Here is a 24,588-nt window from a genome sequence, read left to right on the forward strand (position 1 = left end):
AGCAAATTGTTATGTTATCAAGCTATGAAATAAAAAGTGTAAAAATAATGATTCTAGAATATTCAATAACTTTTGATATTTAACAGTACATATTTTTAAAAAAAATCAATCAATGTGAATTTGTTTAACATTTGCATATTTAACACAGTTACACATACTACCTTTCTTTGTTTTAGGGTATATTAGTGCTCTAATTTCATGATGTTAACTAAGCCTCAAAAATAATGTTAGACGTCTTTAAAACTACTTCAAGTAAAGTGATTTTGCTGGTGGCAATAATTTTAATTGCCATCTTTCAATATCGCTTTTGGCTCGGTGAAGGAGGATATTTCCCTCATCAGGCGCTACTTCAGCAAATGAATCAACAAGCTGAAACAAATGAAGAGTTAAAAGAGCGTAATCGTATTCTAGCTGCTGAAGTGTATGATCTAAAAAATGGTGTTGAGGCGATTGAAGAACATGCACGTTTAGATCTTGGCTTAATTAAGCCTCATGAAACTTTTATTCAAATGAGTACAATCAGTACGAATTATAAGCCGATTTACATCGACCCAAATGCTAACGTAGATTTAAGAACCAATGAGTCTAGACAACCTGAATCTGAACAACCGTAAATTATGGGCTATTATTCCGGCAGCAGGTTCTGGTAGTCGATTTTCCAAATCAGCGTTAAAGCAATATCAAATTATCCAGAATAAAACTGTACTTGAGCATACTGTAGAACGTATTGCTCAATTGCCTATTGCTGGCTATGTATTGGCAATCTCAGAGCATGACCAATTTGCTCAGACACTTCAATTTGCTAAATCGGAAATCCTTCATTTCTGCTTAGGTGGTCAGGAGAGGGTTGATTCTGTACTTAACGGTTTAAAGTATTTAACCAATATTGCAGATGAAAATGATCTGGTGTTTGTGCATGATGCTGCTCGACCTTGTGTCAGCTTGAGCAATTTAGAGTCTTTGATTCGCCATGTTATCGAATCTAAGCATAGCGCAATTTTAGCAACGCCTGTGCGTGATACTTTAAAAAGAGTAGATCCGTCGAGTGCTATTGAAAAAACTGTAGATCGAAGTGCATTGTGGCAAGCACAAACTCCACAATTGTCGACCATTAAATTGTTAAAAACTTCCATTGAACACGCTTTAACTCACAGGATCACAATTACGGATGAAGCGAGTGCGCTTGAATATGCTCATCATCCAGTGGATGTGGTGATTGGACGATCTGATAATATTAAAATTACTTATCCTGAAGATTTAGAACTTGCTCGTCTGATTCTTCAGTCACAGTGTGACTCGAAATAATTTAGTTTTATGTTTGGGACTTTGCTTAAATAGCCAAAACATTGTCTTATAATAACGCCACTTAGAATATGCAATTCAGCCAATGATACCTTCACAACAGTACCGTTTTTTGCGTCATGCCTTGAGAGATGGACGAACAATCAAACATGATTCGTCACGTTGGACTAAATTACATTTAGATCCATGGTTACTTGGTTTTTTGATATTAAACGCAGCTTTTGGACTCATGGTTGTTTATAGTGCAACCAATCATGATTCAAGCATGGTGATTCGTCAGGCGACCAGTTTTGGTATCGGTTTTATTTTGCTGTTTATTTGTGCACAAATTCCTCCAAAAGTTTATCAAATTGTCAGTCCTTATCTGTATGCATTTTCGATTGTGCTTCTGCTTTTGGTATTGCTAATTGGTGATGTCCGCTTAGGCGCAAAACGCTGGATTTCTATTCCTGGATTAGGGAGTGTGCAGCCCAGTGAATTTATGAAATTTACGATGCCACTCATGATGGCTTGGTTTTTCAGTCTGCGGACTTTACCACCCAAATTTATGCATATTCTCTTTGCATTATTTCTGATGATGATTCCTTTTGTTTTAGTCGCATTACAGCCTGACTTAAACATTGGATTAATTATTCCCGGAATTTTTGTCATTTTTTTAAGTGGTATTTCTTGGCGTTTGATTGGGGCTGTGGTCGCTGGGTTTGCAGTGGTTGCACCATTATTATGGAATTTCTTTCTACAGGAATACCAAAAAAAGCGAATTTTAACTTTATTTGATCCTGAATCAGATCCGCTAGGTGCAGGGTGGAATATCATTCAGTCTAAAATTGCGATTGGTTCTGGTGGACTATTTGGTAAAGGTTTTAATGAAGGAACACAGTCTCATTTAGGTTATCTCCCCGAACATCATACAGACTTTATTATGTCTGCTTATGCAGAGGAATTTGGCTTTTTTGGTGTGTTCGTATTATTTGTTATTTTTGCTGCGATCATTATTCGTTGTTTGATTATTTCCATGAACAGCTTCCATAATTTTGGACGTCTTTATGCGGGTGCGGCAGGTTTAACTTTCTTTTTCTTTGTGTTTTTGAATAGTGGAATGGTGAGTGGAATTCTTCCAGTCACAGGTGATCCATTGCCACTCATGAGTTATGGTGGTACGGCAGTCATTGCAACGCTCGCAGGTATGGGCATTGTAATGTCTATACATACACATCGCTAAAACATATGGGGGTGACAGTAAATTTTCAACTCAGCTTTTACTTGCTCTCACATCTAATGAAACTTTGAGCTTCAATGATTGCTCTAATCATCCATTACACTTTTATGCTGAAGAATATGAAAGTGTAGATGGAAGATGATCTAAGCTCTCTGAGAGAGTAACTTTAAAAATAAATTGTTTCCTCATTTGTTTTTAATGACTAAATTGTTCTCGATGGTAGAGAAAATTTGAGCTAAACAATGACCTTTGTACTGTTTCCTGAGAAAATAATATCCCTGTCATAGCCGTTGGTTTAAAGTTGATGATCCATTTTATGAAAATTTTTTTCTAAATTTGATTCATGTAGATGTATAAAAAAATTAACTATGGCATATTAATTGCTGAATAAGAATTAAACGAATATTGCAGGAGAGAGGTCTTCTGTAGATCCGCCGAAGGAGCAACGACCCCGGAATCTCTCAGGCAAAAGGACTGTAATTATTCTCAATCATCTGGAGAGAAGTCTAATGATGTTTAGACTCACCGAAGGGGATGGAAATAATCATATGTGATGAAGATTTCCGAAGCTCTCAGGTACCGTGACAGATGGGGCACTGAAAATATAAAATTTTCAAGGAGCTTTTATGTCACATATTATGGTGATTGGTGCTGGCATTACAGGAATAACCACTGCCTACGAATTATTAGAACTTGGTTATCAAGTCACAATTTTGGATAAAAACTTATACCCAGCAATGGAGACTTCATTTGCGAATGGAGGTCAACTCTCTGCATGTAATGCAGAGGTGTGGAATCAGAAAGCAACGGTACTGAAGGGTATCAAATGGATGACCCAAAAAGATGCACCATTATTACTCAACCCATCTTTTGATTTGCATAAATACGCTTGGCTGATTGAATTTATGGGTAATATCAAAAATTACGAAGCCAACACACAAGAAACGGTAAGGCTGGCATTATTGGCAAGAAAACGGCTATTCGAAATTGCACAGAAAGAAAATATTCAATTCGATTTGGAAAAGCGTGGAATTTTGCACTTTTATCATAATCAGCAGGATTATGATGTTGCAATAAGAGTGAACGATTTGTTATGCAAAGGTGGATTAGAGCGTCACGCTGTTACAAATGAAGAAATTCACAGTATTGAACCAAGTTTGACGGGGGAATATTACGGTGGTTTTTATTGTCCTGATGATGCCACAGGAGATATACACAAATACACCACGCATTTAGCCCAAGTGGTCGCGAATAAAGGAGGGAAGTTTTTATACGGTGTAGAAGTTGAAGATTTAAATCTGGATCATTCTACAGAGCAAGTTTCAGCTAAATATCGCGCTTGTGATCCTAAAAATAGAGATATACCCGATGGATTTATTCAAGCTGATGCAATGGTCATTTGTGGTGGAGTTGGAAGCTATCATTTAGCACAACAGGCTGGAGATCGTGTCAATGTTTATCCAGTGAAAGGGTACTCGATTACAGTTCAGTTGAATGATGAACATAGCCAACAACATGCACCATGGGTAAGTTTATTGGATGAAAGTGCAAAAATTGTGACGTCGAGATTAGGTCGAGATCGTTTAAGAATTGCTGGTACTGCAGAATTTAATGGCTATAACCGAGACATCCGTATGGATCGCATACAACCTTTGGTTCATTGGGTGAATCGTAATTTTGATATTTCAACTGAGCATTGTGTCCCTTGGGCTGGATTAAGACCGATGATGCCGAATATGATGCCAGTGGTAAGACAAGGGAAGCATCCGAGAGTCTTTTATAATACCGGTCATGGGCATCTGGGTTGGACGCTGTCAGCTGCAACTGCTGCAATGATCAGTTTAGAAATTTCACAGAAAATAGCGGCTTAATGAAAAGCCACAATAGCGTGAAAACTATTGTGGCAAATACATTTATAGTCGAGTGAAAACTTGATCTGCATTCAAACGAGATTTAGGTAATTTGGCATTAAAATCTTTTTCACTTCGATAACCAAGTGCCAATAGCACTGATGGAATCAGGCCTTTTGCGTCAAGATTTAACTCTTCAGCGATAATTTTTTCATCGAATCCTCCAATTGGAGTGGCATCGATACCTTCTAAACCTGCAGCAAATAAGGTTTGCCCAAGTGCAATAAAAGTTTGATTTTCAGACCAGCGCTGGATATCGCCTTTTTCGTTGCGATAATAATCAACATAGCCTAAGCGCGTATCTTTTTGAGCTTGTTTTGCTTGGTCATCTTTAAAACGACCACTGATTTCATCTTGATTTAATAATCGATCTAGATGAAAGTCTGTAATGTCTTTATGCGTACAAAACAGAATTGTGTGTGAAGATTCAAGGACTTTGGGTGCATTATAAACATACTTACCAACCAGTGCTTTAGCAATGCGCTGTTTGGCTTCATCAGTTTCGATGACAAAGAAATGCCACGGTTGAATATTGATAGACGAAGGTGCGAGCCTTAAAGATTCCAATAATTTTTCAAACTTTTCTTGAGGGATCTTTTTTGAAGAATCGTATGCTTTGGTGGTGTAGCGAGATTGGGAGATGTTTAACAAATCCATATTATCCTCCGATTATTCACAATATATTCATCTAAAAATTTTAAATGACTCTGAACTTAAATATTTTCTATAGTTGATGCTAAATGATATGAAAAATCTGACTTGTCTTTAAATCAATAGGCATATTTTAAATCAGTATATTTTTCTAATGACATTGCAATTTGTTGGTTGATAAATGCGCGCACATCTTCTTCAGTCATAGGTTGACCATTCTTGCTGATATTATGTTCGATCGGTGCTTGGTCTGCGGCCTTAATTTTGTAGACAAGGTGGGTGATCAATTCGTAATCGTTATTATGGTTTACGATGTTAGTCACATATTGATATGAATGCTCAAAGTTGAGATCTTGATGGGAAAATATAAATTGTTCAAAGATTGTCAATGCGGCGCCATCAGCAAGATTTTTGAGTTCATCAATAATTGTGGCATCTAGGCGTAGATCATAACGTTCAGAGATTGCTTTACCATCGATTAATAATGACACTTTATCATCTTCATGGTGTTGAACAGTAATATTGCTGAAATTAGACATGACAAACTCACGAATTGAATTGAGTCGTTATTATCATATGCAAAAAAACTTAAAGCAAAACATACTGATTAATATTCAAACATTGAGTGAAATTTCAATTTAAAGGTTGATGAGATCATTATAAAAATAGAGGAACTAATAAGACCATGTTTTCAGTGTCAGATCATTGATTGACTGCTTAGAGAATTTCGATTGATTAATTTCCAAAATTTGAGCTTGATCCAAACGCCAGTCGCCTAAAACAATTCTTCTTTTATCCTGAGAGATATGGATTTGAGGGCGATGCGTATGACCATGAATTAGTAAATCAACTTCTTTCAATGCATCGTGGACAGCATCTTGATTTACATCCATGACATCATAAGATTTAAATTCTTTTGATTCGTGGCTTTTTTTTCTAAATCCATTTGCAAGTTGAGTACGAAAAGAAAGTGGGGTATTCCGCAGTATCCAAATGATGAGTGGATTTCTGATTATTTTTTTAAAACGTTGATAGGCGACATCGTCTGTACATAGTGAATCACCATGTTCTATACGAATTTGGACGTCATTTATTTTTAAGTTAGAGACTTCGGACAATAAGATGCCACCAAATTTATTTAAAAAAATTTGATTCAGCGCAAAATCACGATTGCCGACAGAAAATAAAACTTGATTTCCCTGAGCAGTAAATCTTTTTAAGCGTTCAACGATTTCATCGAGCCAAGGAGCTGTATAGTCATCACCAATCCATGCATTAAACCAATCACCTAAAATATAGAGTTGGGTTTGCTGGTCTTGATAATGATCTAATAAATCTAAAAACCCTCGAACGAGTCGAGGGTGTTCAGGTGACAGGTGTAAATCTGAAATAAACAGATAGGTCACTTAATATTCCTTATTTGCCTACATCCCCATCAACTTTAGATGGGGAAACAATCCCTTGAACATGATATTCGTTTTAAAGCAGTGCTTGAAAACTTAATAAGTTAAGGGGTAGGTTTTTTATTCAGAGATAATTTTAGCAGATTCGATCACAACGTTTTCTAGTGGAACGTCAGCGTGGTAGCCACGGTTACCAGTGCGAACGCCTTTGATTTCATTAACAACGTCCATACCTTCTACAACTTTACCAAATACTGCATAACCCCAGCCTTGAGCTGTTTTACCCGTATGGTTAAGGAAAGCATTGTTTTTCACGTTAATGAAGAATTGTGCAGATGCTGAGTGAGGAGCTTGAGTACGTGCCATGGCAATCGTACCTTCGTCATTGCTTAAACCGTTGTCAGCTTCATTTTCAATAGAATCGCGAGTTGCTTTTTCTTTGAAGTTTTCATCCATGCCACCGCCTTGGATCATGAAACCGTCAATTACACGGTGGAAAATTACGCCATCATAAAAACCATCACGAACGTACTCTAAAAAGTTAGCAACAGTTTTAGGTGCTTTTTCAGAGTTAAGCTCTAGAACAATACGTCCTTTATTGGTGTTTAATTCGACTTGAGGAAAACTCATTCTATAATCTCCTGATCATGGACAAAAAGCCATGGGTTTGTGGTTGAGAGAAGCATAAGCAAACTGTAAACTACAAGGCAAGCAAAAACGTTATTTTCTTTGTTAATAATATGAAGATAGCGTTTTAATTATCCTATTTTATCTTATAGAAGTGATTTATCAACTATGAAGCCGAATGATGTTGTTTCATCCCTGCCAAATACCCCGACGACTAACAATCCATCAGTCGATGCTGCGCAGCAAGAACAACAACCGGGCTTAGACTTTGTACGTCAAGTAATTACAGAAGATCTTGCAGCAGGGCGTACAGATAAAGTCGTGACGCGCTTTCCACCAGAGCCTAATGGTTATTTACACATTGGACATGTTAAAGCGATTTGCCTGAATTTTGGTATTGCAGAAGAATTTTCTGGTTTATGTAATCTTCGTTTTGACGATACAAATCCAGATGCAGAAGAACAAGAATATGTAGATGGTATTGCGAACGATGTTAAATGGCTCGGTTTCGACTGGAATGGTGAACCACGCTACGCATCAAGTTACTTTGATCAATTGTATCAATGGGCGATTCAATTAATTAAACAAGGTGATGCATATGTCGATTTGCAATCTCCTGAAGAAATTAAGCTGAATCGTGGAAATTTTGTAGAACCAGGTAAAAATTCTCCGCAACGTGATGCAACGGTTGAAGAAAACTTAGCACGTTTTGAACAAATGCGTAATGGTGAGCTTGGAGAAGGCCAAGCAGTACTTCGTGCCAAGATTGATATGGCATCACCGAACGTACATATGCGTGATCCAATTCTTTACCGTGTTTTACATTCTGAGCATCATCAAACAGGCGATACGTGGAAAATCTATCCAATGTATGACTATGCGCATCCTTTGTCTGATGCGATTGAAGGCATTACGCACTCGTTATGTACGCTTGAATTCCAAGACCATCGCCCGTTCTATGATTGGGTTGTCGCTAAGGTAAATTCTCCAGCAGTTCCACGCCAGTACGAATCAAGCCGTTTGAATGTTGATTACACCATCACCTCAAAACGTAAATTACGTAAGCTGGTCGAAGGTGGTTACGTCAATGGTTGGAATGATCCACGTATGCCTACAGTCGTGGGAATGCGTCGTCGTGGCTTTACTCCAGAAGGCTTACGTGATTTCTGTAAGCGTGTGGGCGTATCTAAAACTGATGGTATTGTCGATGTTGCAATGCTTGAATTCTGCATTCGACAATCATTAGAAAATACTGCTGCACGTGGTATGGCGGTATTGAATCCACTTAAAGTGACATTGACCAACCTTCCAGAGGATATGGATTTAACACACGCACGCCATCCAAATGTTGATATGGGTGATCGTGTAATTCCACTGACTTCTGAATTGTATATTGATCGTAAAGATTTTGAGGAAGAGCCGCCTAAAGGGTTTAAACGCTTAATTCCTGGTGGTGAAGTCCGTTTACGTCATGCTTATGTGATTAAATGTGATGAAGTGATTAAGGATGAAAATGGCGAAGTTGTTGAACTTAAATGCTCTATCGATCCGCATACTTTAGGTAAGAATCCAGAAGGTCGTAAAGTCAAAGGTGTTATTCATTGGGTATCTGCAAATAAAGGGATTACTGCTGAGGTTCGTATTTATGATCGTCTATTTACTGAAGCCGCACCTGATGCGGACGATGATTTCTTAGCGAATTTAAATCCAGATTCTCTAAAAATTGTTCAAGCGGTAATTGAGCCTGCTTTAGCTCAAGCGAAACCTGAAGATCGATTCCAATTCGAACGTGAAGGTTATTTTGTCGCTGATCAATTTGATCATACTGTTGAAAAACCTGTCTTTAACCGTATTTTGGATTTAAAAGACAGTTTTAAGCCTGCAAAATAAAGTTTGGTAATATCAAAAAAAGCCTGATTGATTCAGGCTTTTTTTTATTCAAATTTAGATTAATAATTAATTTTTGTGATTAAATTCATATGATTAGATAAAGGTGAGTATTTAAGAATAATTTAATAAGTTATAAATAAAAACTAAAATAACATTATATTTCAAATATATATTTGACTATTTGAATTTTCAAGCGCATATTTAATTCAACCGAAAGGTTAATTTGAAACTTTGTTTTCCTCGAAACCCTGCTTAAGCGGGGCTTTTTTTTGCTTTAGTTTCTGATGCTGCTGTAAAGCGATATACACAGGGCCTTTCAGTTTGCGCTGATCATTTAACTTTTTCTTAATATAAAATACCAAAGCAAAACAGGTGGTTGCTAAAGTTAAAAGAAGACTATTTAAGTAGCTCATGAGTGAGCTGATATAACCAATAGTGGTGAGTCTATTCATCATTTTGATGACTTGTGGGCTACTTTCGATGCCCGTGATCGCCCAAGAACATAAGTGTTCACAATTATTAATAATGAGATGATAGTTATTTTCATGCATTCGAGAGCGCATTCGTCTTACGACAGCACGACCTGAATATTTGGGGGTGCTATAATGCCGAATCGTAATTTTTTTGCCATGTGCAAATTTTTGCAGAGATGTAATTTCGATCGGATGTTTTTTAAAGAGATGAGCAAAACCTGAATAATGAATAACACGACCCTTACCCACATAAATACCATGATGTGAATAACCAAAATGCTTAACAATTAAGTGAGCACCAAGAGGGAATGTTTTGACGTGTTTATGCCGCATTTATAAAATATTCCAATAACTTTACAGATGTACATTTATTGAAAGAGAGTCCACAGTATAACCGAATTGGAAATAAATAATGAGGTATAAATACAATATAAGCACTCTAAAAAAGGTGCCTAAATTTTTTATTCAACTCAAATGAAGTTATGAGAAGAAAGCATTTTGTGCTTCACAATTTTTAATTGCATCTTCTTTAGGAAGCTGTTTAATTTGCTCTTCAAACTCGTTTTTTTGACGATCTATGGCAGTTTGAGGAATACCGCTCTCTTTCGCTAATTTTTCAATGTTGCCCCAAACTTTCTCACATGCTGAAGGTAGCTTATTACAACCACTAAGCGATATGAAAGTCGCCCCTAAAATAATGAATAGAATATTTTTCATTGAATCCCCAAATGTATTTTTAATTATCCTATGAGCTTATCTTAATTGAACATTTTTAAATTGAACAGAAAATTTATCATAAAAAAAGCACTGTCTATGCAGTGCTTTTTTTCTTTACTGAAGGGTGATTTTGTTACTCAATAAATCAGTAAGATCTTTTTTTGAATAGCCACGCGAAATAAGAACTTTTTTGATTCCGCGGATTACATCTTCATCTGATGCCTTTTGTAAAGCCTCGATCAACTGATCGTTAGTCTTACATGAACAATCATTTTCAACACAAGCAATTTGATTTTTATGCTCGTTCTGCTGCGAATCTGATGAAAACAGCTTTTGCCAAAAACTCATAGAGCCTTCATTTGCAACCAAAGATAGGTCGAAATATAGTCGATTTAAAATTTAATGCAAGTTTGTAATCGTGATTTAAAGCACATTTTAAAATAAATATTTCGATGATAAACCTAAAGTTTAACGAAATTATGACATTGAAAAATTAAATTTTTCTTTATTCATATGATTTTTAAGTGAAATTCAAAAAGCATAAAAAATGGACAGTGTAAGAACTGTCCATTTAGTAAGAAATAAATTGTTTAAATTTTCTCTAAAAGAACGCCTGACTCGACATGGTGGGTATAAGGAAATTGATCGAACAGCGCAAATTTAGTGATTTTATGAGTTTCCGATAACATCTTTAAATTGTCGTGCAAAGTATCTGGATTGCATGAAATATAAATAATACGGTTAAAGCGTTGAAGCAGCTTCAAGGTATCATCATCAATGCCTGCACGAGGTGGATCTACAAATACAGTATCGAAGTCATAACTTTGAATATCAATATTGGCTTCTTGTAAACGTCTAAACCCACGTTCTGCATTGAATGCTAAGGTAAAATCTTCAGCTGAAAGGCGAGTAACTTGAATATTATTAATTTGATTTTGCTCAATATTCCATTGCGCTGCATAAACTGATGATTTAGCCAGTTCCGTTGCTAGAACGCGATTAAACTTTAGCGATAATGGAAGGGTAAAATTACCATTACCGCAATAAAGCTCTAAAAGATCTTTATCACTGGTTTGAGCTGCATTACATGCCCACTCCAGCATTTTTTGACAAACTTGCGCATTTGGTTGCGTGAAGCTACTTTCAATTTGCTTATATTTGAATTTACGGTCAAATACTTGTAATTCTTCAATTACATATTCATCCGTCAATACAATTTTTTGACCACGGCTGCGACCAATAATCTTAATATTGAGTTTTGAAGATAAATTTTTTGCTAGTTGTTCCCAGTCTTGGTCAAGCGGACAACGATAAATCAATGAAACCAGCATTTCACCGTTCAACGTAGAAAGAAAATGTACTTCAAACAGACGCTTAGAGAGCACTGCATTTGATTTTAGTTCAGACAGGAGAACTGGCATTAAATCATTAATAGATTTATCCGCGATTGGAAACTCATCAACACGTACAACTTTCTTTTGAATACCATCTTCCGCGCGTTCAAACATGGCATAAAACATATCATCTTCTGTATGCCAAATACGGAACTCAGCTCGCATACGGAAATGTTTTTCAGGAGATGAAAAAACTTCTAGTTCAGGTGGTTGATATTCAGCAAATTGATTGCGGATACGTTCAATTTTTGCATCAAGTTGTTGTTGATAAATAGAAGTCATAAAAATCTAAAAAAACTAGCACAAAGCAGAGTGAATGGTAGCAAATAATAAGCCAACATTCTTCTAAATCTTTGTGCTGTTGTGACTATCTTTTGGTGAGGTGCTCAACTAAGTAGTCGATGAACACACGTACAGCTGGTAATAAACCACGGCGAGAAGGGTAAACCACATGAAAAATACCGTGTGGTGCATTCCAGTTAGGCAGAACCTTAACAAGACGCCCATCTTTAATATAATCTTCAACAATACTGTCTGGGAGTAATGCTACCCCACAATTGTCACTTGAAAGTTGTGCAAGCATAAGTAGATCAGAGCCCATCACGACTGGACTCACTTTGACTTTAATCGATTTGTTGTTTGAATCATGTAGAACGAGTTGTTGATCAGTATGTTCATCAACCATACTTAATATTCGATGATTTGAGAGTTCTTCAGGTTTTTTGATAGATCCAAATTCATTAAGATAAGCCTGACTGGCGAAAAGATGTTGTTCAATATTTTCAAATTTTCGAATGACCAAACTTGGGTCATCATCCAAACTTGAGCGAACACGAAGCGCTAAATCAATTCCTTCATTGATGATATCGACACGTCGATTAGTAACCATCAATTGAACTTTGATTTCAGGATACTGCTTAAGGAAATTTGGCAGTATTTTGGTCATTTCATGCTGGGCAATTGATACGGGTAAACTGACACGAATTAAGCCTCTTGGTTGTTCACTTAAATGATCTACCAAATCATGAGCAGATTGGGCAGCATTCATCATTACTTGCGCATGGCGATAAATGTTCATCCCAATATCAGTGACAGCAAAATGACGTGAACTACGTTGAATAAGCCTTACACCGAGATTTTCTTCTAAATTATAAACACGTCGACTCAATTTTGATTTGGGAATGTCAGTTGCTCGCTCGGCAGCGCTAAAACCACCATGTTCGACAACAAGGGCAAAGCAATAAAAATCATCTAAATCTGAAAGCATGGATTCATTCCATATATGCGACGTTTTGTTAAAAAATACATTATTGTTCTGAATAGTCAATTGCGTTGCTGTGTTTTCTCTAAAATCTAAGGTTGTTATATGTAGTAATGAATAAAGAGGGCTATTTAAAAATCTAAAAGCAATGGTTAAACTTATGTTTTATAGCACGTAATACTTAAGGTTGACATGGCTTATACAACAATTGAACTTCAAGATCCTCAAGAAAATGTACAGTGCCCGCATTGTCAACACGCTGTTATCGACTGGAATGAAGAGCAATATATTCAACCTTGTGATCATACATTGTTTATTGCTATGGACTTGGGATTTGAATTTATTTCAGATGAATTTGAAGCAACTATGCCTCGCACAGTAGATGAAATTCATGCAGATGATGAAAACTCGGATGTGTTTACTGAGATTACACGTTCTGATTTAGCTCACTTTAAAATTTATAAAGTTGCATTGGGTGTCGAAAACCTCAATCGTTATATTGGTTTCCAATCATAATTTTTTTAATCACACGCATATGGTAAAAAGACTTGGGGTTACCTTGAGTCTTTTAATTTCTTTGTATTGGGTTATTGATTGCAAAGTTCTAAGTTTGTGTTAATTCATGATAAGTTCAATGCTTTGCATAAAGAAATCATGGCTATCATAAAATGCACTTATGGCTATAAACATCTAATCTATTTTTGGATTGGTTCGTGTTTTATCGAGCAACTTCACCTTAGATCCAAGTGAATTCTATCTAACCCACTTGGATTTCAGCATTAGGATGACTCAACCTGCTTTTTTTAGGGGTTGCAATTAAATAAGCCAATGTCAAAGGACCGAGACGACCCGCAAACATCAGTATCATGAGCATATATAAACTTGCAGGTTGTAATTCTGAAGTAATACCTCTAGATAATCCGACTGTACAAGCCGCGGAAACAGCTTCAAATAGTAAATCTAGAAAACGTTTATTAGGCTCTAAAATTAACAGCGTAAAGAAACCAATGAAAATGAGCATAGCAGTTATGCTAATGACCGCAAGAGCTTTATAGGTGACCGTTGCAGGAATCGAGTGTTTAAAAACAGTGACTTCGTCAGCTCGTCTCAAAAACGTGATCACACTTAATACTACAATAATAAATGTACCTACTTTAATACCACCAGCAGTACTTAAAGATCCGCCTCCAATAAACATTAATAGCATAGTCACCAAGGTTGCTGGATCACTCATACTGGCCATATCAATACTATTAAATCCAGAGGATCGCGGTACTGTGGCATGAAACCAAGCATTTAATGCTTGGTCTCCAATTGACATTGGGGCGAGGGTCAATGGATTATTTGCTTCTAAACACCAAATCATAATAAAGGCAAATAGATTGAGTCCTGCGATAGTAGAAAGAATGAGTTTGCTGTTTGTTGAGAGTTTTTTCCACTTATGAGCGCGTTTGATATCCATAAGTACCACAAAACCTATTCCACCAATGATATACAACATACTTATGGTCAGTGTTACAGCATATTGACCTGAAAAGCTCATTAAGCTGTTTGGAAAAAGAGAGAAACCACCATTATTAAATGCTGAGATACTGTAAAAGGCTGCATAAAACAGAGCATCACTAAAATCGTAGTATTGAAGCCATGTAAATGTCAGGATGAATGTTCCAATCCCTTCGAAAAATAGAGAATACAATAAGACGGCTTTAACAGTGAACGAGGCCCTTGCTAAACTGGTTTGACCAATTGTTTCTTGAGCCATCACTTGTTGCTTTAAACCAAGTTTAGTGGAAAGGCTCAAAGCAGCCAAAATTGCGAAGGTCATGAATCCTAAGCCACCACATTGGATGAGTAGCATAATGATGAACTGACCAAAAGTCGTATATGCCTCGCCAATATTGACCACAGAAAGTCCCGTAATTGTCACAGCAGACGTGGCGGTAAATAAGGCTTCTAGCCAAGAGACATTTCCTTCATGAGCAAAGGGAAGTTTTAGCAGTAATGTTCCAATGATAATAAAACTGAGAAAGCCCAAAGCAAGCAAACTTGGTGGACTCAAATTAATACTTTGCGTTTTTTTATTGATCAATTGATCATAAAATTTCATCATTTCGAAATAAATCTCGATGAGAGTTTACGTAAAAGATTGACTGGACCTTCAACAATTAAAATGTCATTTTTTTGCAGCAATGTACCAGGTGCGATGTCATAAATTACATGTGTGCCACGTTGTAATAATAATGTTTGTACGCCGTCGCTGTGCTCCATGATATCTTTAAATTCTACACCTTGTAGTTTTTCACCCACTTCCACTTTGACAATATAACGGTCATCATTCAACGCCATATAGCGTCTAACCATTGGGTAGCTTAATGATTGTGCAACGCGAATACCCATGTCTTCTTCTGGATGAATAATTTGACCAATACCGAGATGCGTCAAAATCATATGATGGGCTTTCGATTTTGCTTTTACTAGGATTTTTTCTACGCCTAAATTTTTAAGGTTGAGGACACATAGAATACTGGCCTCAATATCTTCTCCAATTGCGACAACGACGGCATCGCAATTCTGTACATTCAGTTCTCGAAGTACATGTTCATCTGTGGCATCGGCGATGACAGCATGACTGATGTTATCAGAGATATTTTCAACGTATTTTTTTTCAGTATCGATTCCAATCACATCATGTTTTAATTGAGTGAGTTCTAATGCAACTGTACCACCAAAGCTGCCTAAGCCAATTACTGCAAATAGCGCCATTGAATATCCTAAAATTTTAAAGATCAGAAAGTAATGATTTGATTTTAATTTCGCTTCGAGTGAGTTTATCTTGTTGATCTGAGTTGATTCAATTCATTTGTTGAGGATTATTTGTGATCACTATAAAAATAGTAAATCGTAATTGAAATCAATGTCCATGAAAGTGCTAAGTAAATATAAGTTAAATGAATATGATCGATCATAAAGTTAGCATGAACGAAACTTGTCATGAGCACAATTGCCATCATATATATCAACGTCATACGATAACGATAAATAGGTGCTAATCCCAACATGATATAGGGGAGTGCTGCATAACCTAAAAAAATAAAAACTTCGAGGAATTTGCTTAAGGTGGTAACTTCAGTATATAGATATTTCGAAATAAACAGAATTGCGGAAAAGATGATCCACATGAGAAAAGGAATTACTACAAAACTGAACCATATTTGCATGATTTATCTTAATATCTAAAATTTTAAAGTGATCGTTTTTTCTATCTTTCGATTTTAATTGTATATCAATTATTGAATTAAAAAAGCCTGTCAAAATGACAGGCTGTATTGATTTTATTTGAGGAAACGTTGATAACCAAGATTATTGGTAATTTCTTCGTATGGATAATTGATACTTTCTAATGTTTCAACTAAACCATCAGGGTTTTGTTGTGCATCTTCAGCTTCGAGTCCAACCAATACACGACCTTCAGCCGCGCCATGATTACGATAATGAAACAGGGTAATGTTATGCGTTGGACCAAGACGTTCCAAGAATGTTAATAATGCACCTGGACGTTCAGGAAATTCAACGCGGAATAAACGTTCATTTTCAATATCAGCATGACCACCGATCAGGTAGCGAATATGTAATTTGGCAACTTCATCATCAGATAAGTCATCCACATCGTACTGAAACTTTAATGTCTCGAATATTTCTTGACGTTCTTTTTCGCCGCTTTTTAAACTAATTCCAACAAATACTTGCGCTGCAGTCGCACTACTTGCACGGTAGTTGAATTCAGTAATATTTCGACCTTGAAGGGCACGACAGAAATTGAGGAATGCACCTTTTTGTTCAGGAATCGTGACAGCAAAAATAGCTTCTTTACGTTCACCTAATTCAGTTCGTTCTGCAATATATCGTAAACGGTCAAAGTTCATATTTGCACCGCATACAATTGAAACGATGTTTTTACCTTCTAAGCCGTGCTCAGCCACATATTTTTTAATACCAGCAAGTGCCATCGCACCTGACGGCTCAACAATACTACGGCATTCATCATAGGTGTCTTTAATTGCTGCGCATATTTCATCAGTATTCACAAGAACAACTTCTGGTTCTACGATTGGACCTGAATTGTCAGATTTTTGCAGACGAATCACTTCAAAAGGTTTTTCACCGATTTGCGCCACAGCTGTACCATCGGCGAATAAACCAACTGAAGGCAGAATCACACGTTCATTTACTTCTAAAGCAGCTTTTAAACAAGCTGACTCGTCATATTCCACAGGAATAACTTTAACATGTGGTGCTACATCACCAAGGTAAGCAGCAACACCTGCAATCAAACCGCCACCACCAACGGCAACAAATACATAATCCACATCTCGCCATTGACGTAAAATTTCATTGGCAATTGTACCTTGACCAGCCATAACGAGTTCATCGTCATAAGGCGGAATAAAAGTCATTCCTTCTTCTTGCGCACGTTGAATTGCGTATTTATTTGCGATATCAAAAGAATCACCATGAAGTACGACTTCACCACCTAAACGCTTTACAGCTTGGACTTTAATGTCTGGGGTTGTCTTAGGCATCACAATAATCGCGCGAATTCCTAATTTTTTTCCTGAGAGTGCTACGCCTTGAGCATGGTTACCAGCAGAAGCGGTAATGACACCTCGTTCTAGTTGAGCTTTAGGAAGTTGGCTGATTCTGTTATAGGCACCGCGGAGTTTGAAGGAGAATACGGGTTGTAGGTCTTCACGTTTAAAACGAATATTATTGTTAAGACGTTCACTAATTCGTGGTGCCGCTTCGAGTGGGGTTTCGATAGCAACGTCGTATACCGTTGCTTGTAAAATTTGTCGAACCAAACGAGACAGCATGTTAATTTTCCATCTAACAGTTTAAAATAGGCGCTTATTGTAACAAACCATAAGGCTTAGCGGTTTAAAATAACTGCAAAAGTCCAAAATAGTTGAGTGAAGTCATGAGTCTATATGCAACCCAAGATGAGAAAAAACAAGCAGCAGCACAAGCAGCTTTAAAACACTTACCGAAAGGGGGCATTTTAGGCGTAGGCACAGGCAGTACTGTTAACTTTTTGATTGATTTACTTCCTGAACTTCAATTAGAAGCTGCTGTTGCAAGTTCGGAAGCGACTGCGCAGCGTTTGAAGAAGCTGGGTATTGAAGTGGTAGATATGAACTCAGTGGGTGGTCTTGATGCATATGTAGATGGTGCAGATGAGATTGATCGTCATATGCACATGATCAAAGGTGGTGGGGCGGCATTGACACGTGAAAAAATCGTGGCATCGATTGCAAAAAAATTCGTCTGTATCGTAGATGATTCTAAATGGGTAGATCAGTTGGGGCGTGATTTTCCACTTCCTGTTGAAGTGATTCCAATGGCACGTTCTGCTGTTGCTCGTAAAATTGTCTCTTTAGGTGGCGACCCAGCGTACCGTGAAGGTGTAGTGACCGACAATGGTAACGTGATTTTAGACGTGCATAACTTAAATATCTTAAATGCACTTGAGCTTGAAAAAACATTGAATGATATTCCTGGTGTGGTATGCAACGGTATCTTTGCTTTGAATAAAGCAGACATTGCGATTGTTGCGACCAACAATGGTATTGAAGAGCGTACAGCGGTTTAATTTTAACTCCTTGACGAGCTAGTCTCCCCAAACTCCCTCTTTTAAATAGAGGGGCTTTTCTTCCCCCCCCTTTCTTAAAGGGGGGGCTGATGGGATTTAATAATTAAAGAATAACAATGACTTTATCCGACCTTCCTGATATTGAAATCACCAAAAGTACTCGATCGAAAAGACTACGTCTACGTATAGATGGAACGTCAATTCGTGTGACTGCGCCATGGTTCTGTACCCATAAACAAATACAACAGTTTGTTCAAGATTCAGAAGCTTGGATTGTTCAAACTTGGCAGGCACAACAAAGTAAAATTCAACAGATTGATCGCGTTTTACCTTTATCATTACAGTTATTTAATTTAGAAAATCCTATTCAAATTCAATATATTCAGCAGAAATTCAACTATAAGTTTGATTCAGTGATGAATGAGCTGTGTGTGAGTGATCGTCAGCCTGAACAATATTTAAAAGCCTTTGTTATTGATTATGCTAAACAGCATCTGCCTGTATATCTGGCTCAAGTATCTGATCAGTGTGGTTTAGCTTATCATGGCTGTAAGATTCGTCAGCCAAAAACGCGGTGGGGAAGTTGTACAGCACGTCATGACATTATGTTGAATAGTGCTTTGGTGCTTTTTCCTCAGGAAATAACACGCTATGTTTGTGTGCATGAATTAGCACATACAAAGCATTTTGATCATAGTGCTCAGTTTTGGGCGGAAGTGGCGAAGTATGATCCAGATTTTAAACTTAACCGAAAAAAATTAAAAATAACGCCGTTGCCATATTGGTGGATGCATAATTAATGATTATGCTGGGATTGCTTTGTCGATATTAAAAAATCAATTGTTTAGCGCTAGTCAATTAGTCTGATTTGGCGACTGGTATTCTAAATTTTGGCTATCATGATTGCTCTGTTTGGTTAGTTTGTCACTAATATGCTCATAAGACGAATTGGTGTGTGTTTTTTGATTCTAATTTTGTCTGTACCTGCTTTAATGCTTTATAGCATCCTCATGTATATTCTACTGAACCCGATTAATCCTATTCACTATCATTGGACGAACTATTTATCGCTTTTTGGCGGGGCTATAGCGTGGTTGATATTATCGATTATGGCAACTTTATGGATAAATCAAAAAAGGATTTCTAAATTGCTTTCCGTGAGTGGAGGGTTATGTTCGGTATGGGGGGTAACTCCTTTTGTTGTGAAACAGGATCCGATCGTATTTTTTGCTCTCCCAGGGTTTATATTTGCACTGTATTTATGCTATTTGAGTTGGCAAGAAAATCAATGAAGTCACATGATAGACTTTATTAGATGCTTAACAGAGCCATCTAAATTATTAAACTTATAAAATAACAGCATTCCCATATGAAAGGGTTCAGAAAGTCACAAGTTCCTGTCATACTACTGCCTGTAACGAATACAGTCATTTAGAGGTAGATATCGTGATTTCAGTTGGTATTGTTGGTGGTACAGGATATACAGGCGTTGAACTTTTGCGTCTTTTGCTGCGACACCCAAATGTTCAAGTGAAAGCACTGACTTCTCGTACTGAGGCTGGTCGTCGTGTCGATGATATGTTTCCAAGTTTACGTGGTCATACCGATCTAGAGTTTTCAGATTTAAGCTTAGATTTATTAAAGTCTTGCGATGTTGTGTTTTTTGCGACACCACATGGTGTAGCGATGAAACACGCTGAAGAATTAGTAGCAGCGAATACAAAAGTAATCGATTTAGCCGCTGACTTTCGTTTGCAGGATTTAGCGCAATTTGAAAAATGGTACGGTATGGAGCATGCTTGTCCAGATCTACTTAAAAATTCAGTGTATGGGCTTTCTGAGCTCAATCGTGAAAAAATTAAACAAGCTCAAGTGATTGGTAATCCTGGTTGTTATCCAACGACAGTTCAAATTGGTTTGGCGCCTGTACTGAGATCTTCAGAAGTATTGGTAAAACCTGAAAGTATTATTATTGATGCAAAATCTGGTGTATCTGGAGCTGGACGCAAAGCAAGTTTAGGCATGATCTATACTGAAAATGCTGATAACTTCAAAGCCTACGGTGTTGCAGGGCATCGCCATCATCCTGAAATTGTTGAAGCGCTTGAAAATATATCGGGACAGAAAGGTGTATTTGACAATATCCTTTTTGTTCCGCATTTGGTGCCGATGATTCGTGGCATGTTATCTACAATATATATCGACTTAACAGAAGCAGGTCAGCAAGCCGATTTGCAAGTAATTTACGAACAGTTCTACCAAAACGAGCAGTTTGTTGATGTTATGCCGGCAGGAAGTTCACCAGAAACTCGTTCTGTTCGTGGATCAAATGATTTACGTATTGCGTTGTATAAACCACAACCAACAAAGTTAGTCATTTTAGTTGCCCAAGATAACTTGGTGAAAGGTGCAGCAGGACAAGCTGTTCAAAACATGAATTTAATGTTTGGATTTGCGGAAAATGCAGGCCTTAACGTGATTGGTTTATTACCATAAAAAACCTTTTTAGACTTCACACACATTTAACTTTGCAGTTAAATGTGTGTTTTGATTTTATAAATTAGAGATGACGATGCAAAACTCAGAATCAAATAATACGTCACAGCATAAAGATGAAAAAAATATCGGTTTTTTTCAATCGAATAAACCCCTTATGGCGGGTGGAATCATCTTATGTGCAGGCAGTTTACTTCTGGGCTATACGGTTGGTCATCGTCAAGGTCTAACTGTAGTTGGTTATGATGCTGACGCGGAACAATTGGTTGAAGTTGTCGAAAAACAAAAAAAAGAATTATCTGAGCTGAATAAGAAATTAAATACCTCAGTTCAAGAACGTGATGTTGCTGTAACTAACTCAAATGATATGTATGCTGCATTAAATCAAGCCAACGCTGAAAAACTTCAAATTGAAGGTCAGAGTGCGATTTTCCGAGAAGTGCTGAGACAACGTGGTGGATTAAGTTTAACAGTGCAAAATTTAGCTGTTAAGTCGCTTCCAGAAAATGTATATGAATATCAGGTTGATTTAGTTCAAGTCAGTCCGAATAAACGTAGAGCATCTGGTGAAATTGAAATCAGATTAATTCAAGGTACGGAAGTCTTGGTTGTTCCAATTTCAGAAAAATCATTCAATTTCGACCATTATCAGCGATTAACTGGTCGTTGGACGATGCCAAAAGGCTTTACGCCCCAATTTATTGAAATCCGTGTAAAAGGTTCAAGTGCTCAAACCAAGCGCTTTAGTTGGCAACGTGGTGAAGCAATCGAATCAACTGCTGCATTTGCAGCTGAAGTACCGCAAGCTGCGGCAAATTCTCAATAATAGATTATAGAGTGCTATGCGAAGTAATAAACGTCATAAATGTCTCAATGACATTAAATTATCATTTCAACAATCTGGATTGGTGGATTGGCACTTCAATCCACGATTGAGTGATGCACAAAATGATGAAGCCGATGGCGATTTAGCTGTAGCAACAGCACCACCGCAATTTAAGCGACCTCCCTTATACAATGTGGTATTGTTGAATGATGATTACACGCCAATGGATTTTGTAATTGAAATTTTACAACAATACTTTGCATTGAATCTTGACCAAGCTACCGAAGTAATGCTAACAGTACATTATCAAGGGAAAGGTATCGCAGGTGTCTATCCTAGAGACATTGCTGAAACCAAGGCGAATCAAGTCAACAATTATGCGCGCTCTCAAAGTCATCCATTGCTTTGCCAGATCGAGCCACAAGAATAAGGGGATCACATGCTCAGTCGTCAATTAGAAGTATCACTGCGTTTGGCTGTTAGCATGGCTCGTCAAAAGAGACATGAGTTTCTTACAGTTGAACATTTGTTACTCGCACTTTTAGATAATGATTCTGCCGTGAATGCACTAAAAGCCTGCGGTGCAGAAATTGTCAGTTTGCGTAAAGAACTTGAAGAGTATGTAGAGCAACATACGCCTAAATTAGGCGATAATGCTGAGCAAGCGCCTCATCCTACAGAAAGCTTTGATCGTATATTGCAACGTGCAATTTTCCATGTTCAGTCTAGTGGTGGAGATCGGACGGTTGAAGGTGCAGATGTACTGGTGGCAATGTACTCAGAACGAGATTCATTTGCGGTTTATTTGCTAAAACGCCACCAAATCAATCGTCTTACTTTAACTCAATATCTTTCACACGGTGCGCGTAAGGAAGATGTTCCAGCTGAAGAAGAAACGGATGACTTAGATGGTGAAAACTCAGCCTCAGCAAATGCAGGTCCATTAGAACTTTATACCCTAAATCTCAATGCAGAAGCTTTAAAGGGTAAAACCGATCCTTTGATTGGTCGTGAAAAAGAAATTGAGCGTGCAGCTCAAATTCTATGTCGACGTCGTAAAAACAATCCGCTTTTGGTGGGTGATCCAGGTGTGGGTAAAACATCCATAGCAGAAGGTTTGGCTTGGCTGATTGTTAACAATAAAGCACCAAAGCCACTGCTGAATGCGGAAATCTATAGTTTAGATATCGGTGCACTTGTTGCAGGTACAAAATACCGTGGTGACTTTGAGAAACGATTAAAGCAATTGTTAAATGCCCTAAAGAAGAAGCCCGAAGCAATTTTGTTTATTGATGAAATTCATATGATCATTGGTGCAGGCTCAAGTATGGGTAGCACTATGGATGCATCGAATTTAATCAAACCTGCATTGGCAAATGGTACTTTACGTTGCATTGGCTCAACAACGTTTCAAGAATATCGTCAAGTTTTTGAAAAAGATCATGCATTATCACGCCGTTTCCAAAAAATTGATGTTAATGAGCCATCAATTAATGAAACAATTGATATTCTTCGTGGACTCAAGTCTAAATTTGAAGAATTTCATAAAGTTCAATATGATGATGCAGCTCTTGTTTCTGCAGTTGAGTTATCGGCTAAATTTATCAATGATCGCTTCCTCCCAGATAAAGCGATTGACGTAATAGATGAAGCAGGGGCACAACGACGTTTGAGAGCTGATCAAGATAACACTTTGATTACAGTTGAAAATATTGAAGATATTGTTTCGAAAATTGCACGAATTCCACCTAAAACTGTGTCTAAAGATGATAAATCTGTACTTGAGCACTTAGAGCGTGATCTTAAACGAGTTGTATTTGGTCAAGATGAGGCGATTACCGCATTATCCTCTGCAATTAAATTGTCACGAGCTGGGCTTAAAGCACCAGATAAGCCAGTTGGTAGTTTTGTATTTGCAGGACCTACTGGTGTAGGTAAAACTGAGGTAACAAAACAACTTGCAAAACTACTCGGTGTTGAACTAGTCAGATTTGATATGTCTGAATATATGGAACGCCATGCGGTTTCACGTTTAATTGGTGCACCTCCAGGTTATGTTGGTTTTGATCAAGGTGGCTTACTGACTGACGCAATACATAAAAATCCACATTGTGTATTGTTATTGGATGAGATTGAAAAGGCACATCCTGATGTGTTTAATTTATTGCTGCAAGTCATGGATCATGGTTCATTAACTGATAATAATGGTCGTAAGTCAGACTTCAGAAATGTCATTATAGTGTTAACAACGAATATTGGCGCTGAAAGTATTTCCCGTACAAGTATTGGTTTTACAGAGCAAGATAATAGTCGTGATAATCAGGAAGCAATGAAGAAGGCATTTACACCAGAGTTTAGAAACCGCTTAGATGGGGTTATTCAATTTAAAGCTCTACCTACGACAGTAATCGATTCTGTAGTAGATAAATTCCTTACAGAACTTCAAGCTCAACTTGATGATAAAAAAGTTGTTTTAGAAGTAGATCAGTCTGCACGAGATTGGTTAAGTGAAAATGGTTATGATCGTCTGATGGGTGCTCGTCCAATGCAGCGTTTGATTCAAGAGCATTTGAAAAAGCCGCTTGCTGAAATGATTTTATTTGGTGAGCTGGCTGAAAACGGCGGTAATGTAGCAGTAACAGTTAAAAAAGAAGATGGCAAAGCCGTTGGATTAAAGTTGGAAGTATTTGAAGATTCTGCAGCTGAACCAGCATAGTGTGTTATTAATTGTATTAAAGCCCGTTTATTTAAACGGGCTTTAATTTTTGGGTG

25 protein-coding genes and 1 riboswitch are annotated in these 24,588 nt (G+C 37.3%); of the genes, 12 read left to right on the forward strand and 13 right to left on the reverse strand.

Annotated elements, in window-relative coordinates:
• Positions 1-224 precede the first annotated feature (224 nt).
• The 4 genes from ftsB to AC1M83_RS02635 all read left to right on the forward strand — a co-directional run bounded on the left by ftsB (position 225) and on the right by AC1M83_RS02635 (position 4,392).
• A complete protein-coding gene (ftsB, locus tag AC1M83_RS02620; RefSeq protein ID WP_035263725.1) occupies positions 225-614 on the forward strand; it encodes a cell division protein FtsB in 390 nt (129 codons plus the stop codon).
• Positions 580-1,305 carry a 2-C-methyl-D-erythritol 4-phosphate cytidylyltransferase gene (gene ispD, locus AC1M83_RS02625; RefSeq protein ID WP_481589932.1) on the forward strand — a complete coding sequence of 242 codons (726 nt, stop codon included), beginning with the start codon at positions 580-582 and terminating at the stop codon, positions 1,303-1,305. The genes ftsB and ispD overlap by 35 nt, the downstream gene beginning before the upstream one ends.
• An 82-nt stretch (positions 1,306-1,387) precedes the next feature.
• A complete protein-coding gene (gene rodA, locus AC1M83_RS02630; RefSeq protein ID WP_092766373.1) occupies positions 1,388-2,524 on the forward strand; it encodes a rod shape-determining protein RodA in 1,137 nt (378 codons plus the stop codon).
• Between the two features lie 395 nt (positions 2,525-2,919).
• Positions 2,920-3,008, forward strand: a riboswitch (glycine riboswitch).
• A 139-nt stretch (positions 3,009-3,147) separates the two neighbouring features.
• Positions 3,148-4,392, forward strand: coding sequence for a D-amino acid dehydrogenase (locus AC1M83_RS02635; protein WP_481589933.1), 1,245 nt, complete (start codon positions 3,148-3,150; stop codon positions 4,390-4,392).
• 42 nt (positions 4,393-4,434) lie between these two features.
• Here the strand turns inward: AC1M83_RS02635 and nfsB are convergent, their stop codons facing one another.
• From nfsB to AC1M83_RS02655, 4 genes are all read right to left on the reverse strand, one after another.
• Positions 4,435-5,088 (reverse strand): oxygen-insensitive NAD(P)H nitroreductase, encoded by a 654-nt coding sequence (gene nfsB / locus AC1M83_RS02640; RefSeq protein WP_481589934.1) that lies wholly within the window; start codon positions 5,086-5,088, stop codon positions 4,435-4,437.
• A 113-nt stretch (positions 5,089-5,201) separates the two neighbouring features.
• On the reverse strand, positions 5,202-5,621 hold the full coding sequence (locus AC1M83_RS02645) for a hypothetical protein (protein WP_481589935.1): 420 nt from the start codon (positions 5,619-5,621) through the stop codon (positions 5,202-5,204).
• A gap of 135 nt (positions 5,622-5,756) precedes the next feature.
• Complete coding sequence (locus tag AC1M83_RS02650; RefSeq protein ID WP_035263713.1) at positions 5,757-6,488, reverse strand: UDP-2,3-diacylglucosamine diphosphatase; 732 nt, start codon at positions 6,486-6,488, stop codon at positions 5,757-5,759.
• A 117-nt stretch (positions 6,489-6,605) separates the two neighbouring features.
• Positions 6,606-7,115 (reverse strand): peptidylprolyl isomerase, encoded by a 510-nt coding sequence (locus AC1M83_RS02655; RefSeq protein ID WP_035263711.1) that lies wholly within the window; start codon positions 7,113-7,115, stop codon positions 6,606-6,608.
• 165 nt (positions 7,116-7,280) lie between these two features.
• Between AC1M83_RS02655 and AC1M83_RS02660 the strand changes: the two genes are divergently transcribed.
• Positions 7,281-9,002 (forward strand): glutamine--tRNA ligase/YqeY domain fusion protein, encoded by a 1,722-nt coding sequence (locus AC1M83_RS02660; RefSeq protein ID WP_481589936.1) that lies wholly within the window; start codon positions 7,281-7,283, stop codon positions 9,000-9,002.
• Between the two features lie 218 nt (positions 9,003-9,220).
• Here the strand turns inward: AC1M83_RS02660 and AC1M83_RS02665 are convergent, their stop codons facing one another.
• The 5 genes from AC1M83_RS02665 to AC1M83_RS02685 all read right to left on the reverse strand — a co-directional run bounded on the left by AC1M83_RS02665 (position 9,221) and on the right by AC1M83_RS02685 (position 12,853).
• Positions 9,221-9,808 (reverse strand): lecithin retinol acyltransferase family protein, encoded by a 588-nt coding sequence (locus AC1M83_RS02665; protein ID WP_051586486.1) that lies wholly within the window; start codon positions 9,806-9,808, stop codon positions 9,221-9,223.
• A gap of 147 nt (positions 9,809-9,955) precedes the next feature.
• Positions 9,956-10,192 (reverse strand): hypothetical protein, encoded by a 237-nt coding sequence (locus AC1M83_RS02670; RefSeq protein WP_481589937.1) that lies wholly within the window; start codon positions 10,190-10,192, stop codon positions 9,956-9,958.
• Positions 10,193-10,306: 114 nt separating this feature from the next.
• Positions 10,307-10,540, reverse strand: a complete 234-nt coding sequence (locus AC1M83_RS02675) for a hypothetical protein (RefSeq protein WP_035263705.1) — start codon at positions 10,538-10,540, stop codon at positions 10,307-10,309.
• 242 nt (positions 10,541-10,782) lie between these two features.
• Complete coding sequence (trmA, locus tag AC1M83_RS02680; protein WP_481589938.1) at positions 10,783-11,868, reverse strand: tRNA (uridine(54)-C5)-methyltransferase TrmA; 1,086 nt, start codon at positions 11,866-11,868, stop codon at positions 10,783-10,785.
• 85 nt (positions 11,869-11,953) lie between these two features.
• Positions 11,954-12,853 carry a LysR substrate-binding domain-containing protein gene (locus AC1M83_RS02685; protein ID WP_481589939.1) on the reverse strand — a complete coding sequence of 300 codons (900 nt, stop codon included), beginning with the start codon at positions 12,851-12,853 and terminating at the stop codon, positions 11,954-11,956.
• Between the two features lie 186 nt (positions 12,854-13,039).
• Here AC1M83_RS02685 and AC1M83_RS02690 point away from each other — a divergent pair, with 186 nt between their 5' ends.
• On the forward strand, positions 13,040-13,363 hold the full coding sequence (locus tag AC1M83_RS02690; protein ID WP_481589940.1) for a hypothetical protein: 324 nt from the start codon (positions 13,040-13,042) through the stop codon (positions 13,361-13,363).
• 241 nt (positions 13,364-13,604) lie between these two features.
• On the opposite strand, the gene AC1M83_RS02695 is transcribed toward AC1M83_RS02690, so the two are convergent.
• From AC1M83_RS02695 to ilvA, 4 genes are all read right to left on the reverse strand, one after another.
• Positions 13,605-14,954, reverse strand: a complete 1,350-nt coding sequence (locus AC1M83_RS02695; protein WP_481588561.1) for a TrkH family potassium uptake protein — start codon at positions 14,952-14,954, stop codon at positions 13,605-13,607.
• Positions 14,954-15,610, reverse strand: a complete 657-nt coding sequence (locus AC1M83_RS02700) for a potassium channel family protein (RefSeq protein ID WP_035263698.1) — start codon at positions 15,608-15,610, stop codon at positions 14,954-14,956. The genes AC1M83_RS02695 and AC1M83_RS02700 overlap by 1 nt, the downstream gene beginning before the upstream one ends.
• 107 nt (positions 15,611-15,717) lie before the next feature.
• Positions 15,718-16,065, reverse strand: a complete 348-nt coding sequence (locus AC1M83_RS02705; protein WP_481589941.1) for a hypothetical protein — start codon at positions 16,063-16,065, stop codon at positions 15,718-15,720.
• A 114-nt stretch (positions 16,066-16,179) separates the two neighbouring features.
• Entirely contained in the window at positions 16,180-17,718 is a 1,539-nt protein-coding gene (gene ilvA, locus AC1M83_RS02710) for a threonine ammonia-lyase, biosynthetic (RefSeq protein ID WP_481589942.1), read from the reverse strand.
• Positions 17,719-17,822: 104 nt separating this feature from the next.
• Between ilvA and rpiA the strand changes: the two genes are divergently transcribed.
• The 6 genes from rpiA (at position 17,823) to clpA (ending at position 24,532) form a co-directional block, all read left to right on the forward strand.
• On the forward strand, positions 17,823-18,494 hold the full coding sequence (rpiA, locus tag AC1M83_RS02715; RefSeq protein ID WP_035263693.1) for a ribose-5-phosphate isomerase RpiA: 672 nt from the start codon (positions 17,823-17,825) through the stop codon (positions 18,492-18,494).
• A gap of 116 nt (positions 18,495-18,610) precedes the next feature.
• Entirely contained in the window at positions 18,611-19,294 is a 684-nt protein-coding gene (locus tag AC1M83_RS02720) for a M48 family metallopeptidase (protein ID WP_481589943.1), read from the forward strand.
• Positions 19,295-19,940: 646 nt separating this feature from the next.
• Entirely contained in the window at positions 19,941-20,990 is a 1,050-nt protein-coding gene (gene argC / locus AC1M83_RS02725; protein WP_481589944.1) for an N-acetyl-gamma-glutamyl-phosphate reductase, read from the forward strand.
• 76 nt (positions 20,991-21,066) lie between these two features.
• Positions 21,067-21,816 carry a DUF6776 family protein gene (locus tag AC1M83_RS02730; RefSeq protein ID WP_481589945.1) on the forward strand — a complete coding sequence of 250 codons (750 nt, stop codon included), beginning with the start codon at positions 21,067-21,069 and terminating at the stop codon, positions 21,814-21,816.
• A gap of 16 nt (positions 21,817-21,832) precedes the next feature.
• A complete protein-coding gene (gene clpS, locus AC1M83_RS02735; protein ID WP_035263688.1) occupies positions 21,833-22,246 on the forward strand; it encodes an ATP-dependent Clp protease adapter ClpS in 414 nt (137 codons plus the stop codon).
• A gap of 9 nt (positions 22,247-22,255) precedes the next feature.
• Positions 22,256-24,532 (forward strand): ATP-dependent Clp protease ATP-binding subunit ClpA, encoded by a 2,277-nt coding sequence (gene clpA / locus AC1M83_RS02740; protein WP_481588198.1) that lies wholly within the window; start codon positions 22,256-22,258, stop codon positions 24,530-24,532.
• The last annotated feature ends 56 nt before the right edge of the window (positions 24,533-24,588 follow it).

The organism is Acinetobacter sp. 25-47-130 (assembly GCF_056779705.1).

Coding starts and splice junctions, on each gene's coding strand:
- AC1M83_RS02645 (WP_481589935.1), bottom strand. CDS start 5,621: ATGTCTAATTTCAGCAATATTACTGTTCAACACCATGAAGATGATAAA.
- AC1M83_RS02720 (WP_481589943.1), top strand. CDS start 18,611: ATGACTTTATCCGACCTTCCTGATATTGAAATCACCAAAAGTACTCGA.
- nfsB (WP_481589934.1), bottom strand. CDS start 5,088: ATGGATTTGTTAAACATCTCCCAATCTCGCTACACCACCAAAGCATAC.
- clpA (WP_481588198.1), top strand. CDS start 22,256: ATGCTCAGTCGTCAATTAGAAGTATCACTGCGTTTGGCTGTTAGCATG.
- trmA (WP_481589938.1), bottom strand. CDS start 11,868: ATGACTTCTATTTATCAACAACAACTTGATGCAAAAATTGAACGTATC.
- ispD (WP_481589932.1), top strand. CDS start 580: ATGAGTCTAGACAACCTGAATCTGAACAACCGTAAATTATGGGCTATT.
- AC1M83_RS02635 (WP_481589933.1), top strand. CDS start 3,148: ATGTCACATATTATGGTGATTGGTGCTGGCATTACAGGAATAACCACT.
- AC1M83_RS02655 (WP_035263711.1), bottom strand. CDS start 7,115: ATGAGTTTTCCTCAAGTCGAATTAAACACCAATAAAGGACGTATTGTT.
- AC1M83_RS02730 (WP_481589945.1), top strand. CDS start 21,067: ATGCAAAACTCAGAATCAAATAATACGTCACAGCATAAAGATGAAAAA.
- AC1M83_RS02695 (WP_481588561.1), bottom strand. CDS start 14,954: ATGAAATTTTATGATCAATTGATCAATAAAAAAACGCAAAGTATTAAT.
- AC1M83_RS02700 (WP_035263698.1), bottom strand. CDS start 15,610: ATGGCGCTATTTGCAGTAATTGGCTTAGGCAGCTTTGGTGGTACAGTT.
- ftsB (WP_035263725.1), top strand. CDS start 225: ATGTTAGACGTCTTTAAAACTACTTCAAGTAAAGTGATTTTGCTGGTG.
- AC1M83_RS02665 (WP_051586486.1), bottom strand. CDS start 9,808: ATGCGGCATAAACACGTCAAAACATTCCCTCTTGGTGCTCACTTAATT.
- AC1M83_RS02690 (WP_481589940.1), top strand. CDS start 13,040: ATGGCTTATACAACAATTGAACTTCAAGATCCTCAAGAAAATGTACAG.
- AC1M83_RS02685 (WP_481589939.1), bottom strand. CDS start 12,853: ATGCTTTCAGATTTAGATGATTTTTATTGCTTTGCCCTTGTTGTCGAA.
- AC1M83_RS02675 (WP_035263705.1), bottom strand. CDS start 10,540: ATGAGTTTTTGGCAAAAGCTGTTTTCATCAGATTCGCAGCAGAACGAG.
- AC1M83_RS02705 (WP_481589941.1), bottom strand. CDS start 16,065: ATGCAAATATGGTTCAGTTTTGTAGTAATTCCTTTTCTCATGTGGATC.
- rpiA (WP_035263693.1), top strand. CDS start 17,823: ATGAGTCTATATGCAACCCAAGATGAGAAAAAACAAGCAGCAGCACAA.
- rodA (WP_092766373.1), top strand. CDS start 1,388: ATGATACCTTCACAACAGTACCGTTTTTTGCGTCATGCCTTGAGAGAT.
- clpS (WP_035263688.1), top strand. CDS start 21,833: ATGCGAAGTAATAAACGTCATAAATGTCTCAATGACATTAAATTATCA.
- ilvA (WP_481589942.1), bottom strand. CDS start 17,718: ATGCTGTCTCGTTTGGTTCGACAAATTTTACAAGCAACGGTATACGAC.
- AC1M83_RS02660 (WP_481589936.1), top strand. CDS start 7,281: ATGAAGCCGAATGATGTTGTTTCATCCCTGCCAAATACCCCGACGACT.
- AC1M83_RS02670 (WP_481589937.1), bottom strand. CDS start 10,192: ATGAAAAATATTCTATTCATTATTTTAGGGGCGACTTTCATATCGCTT.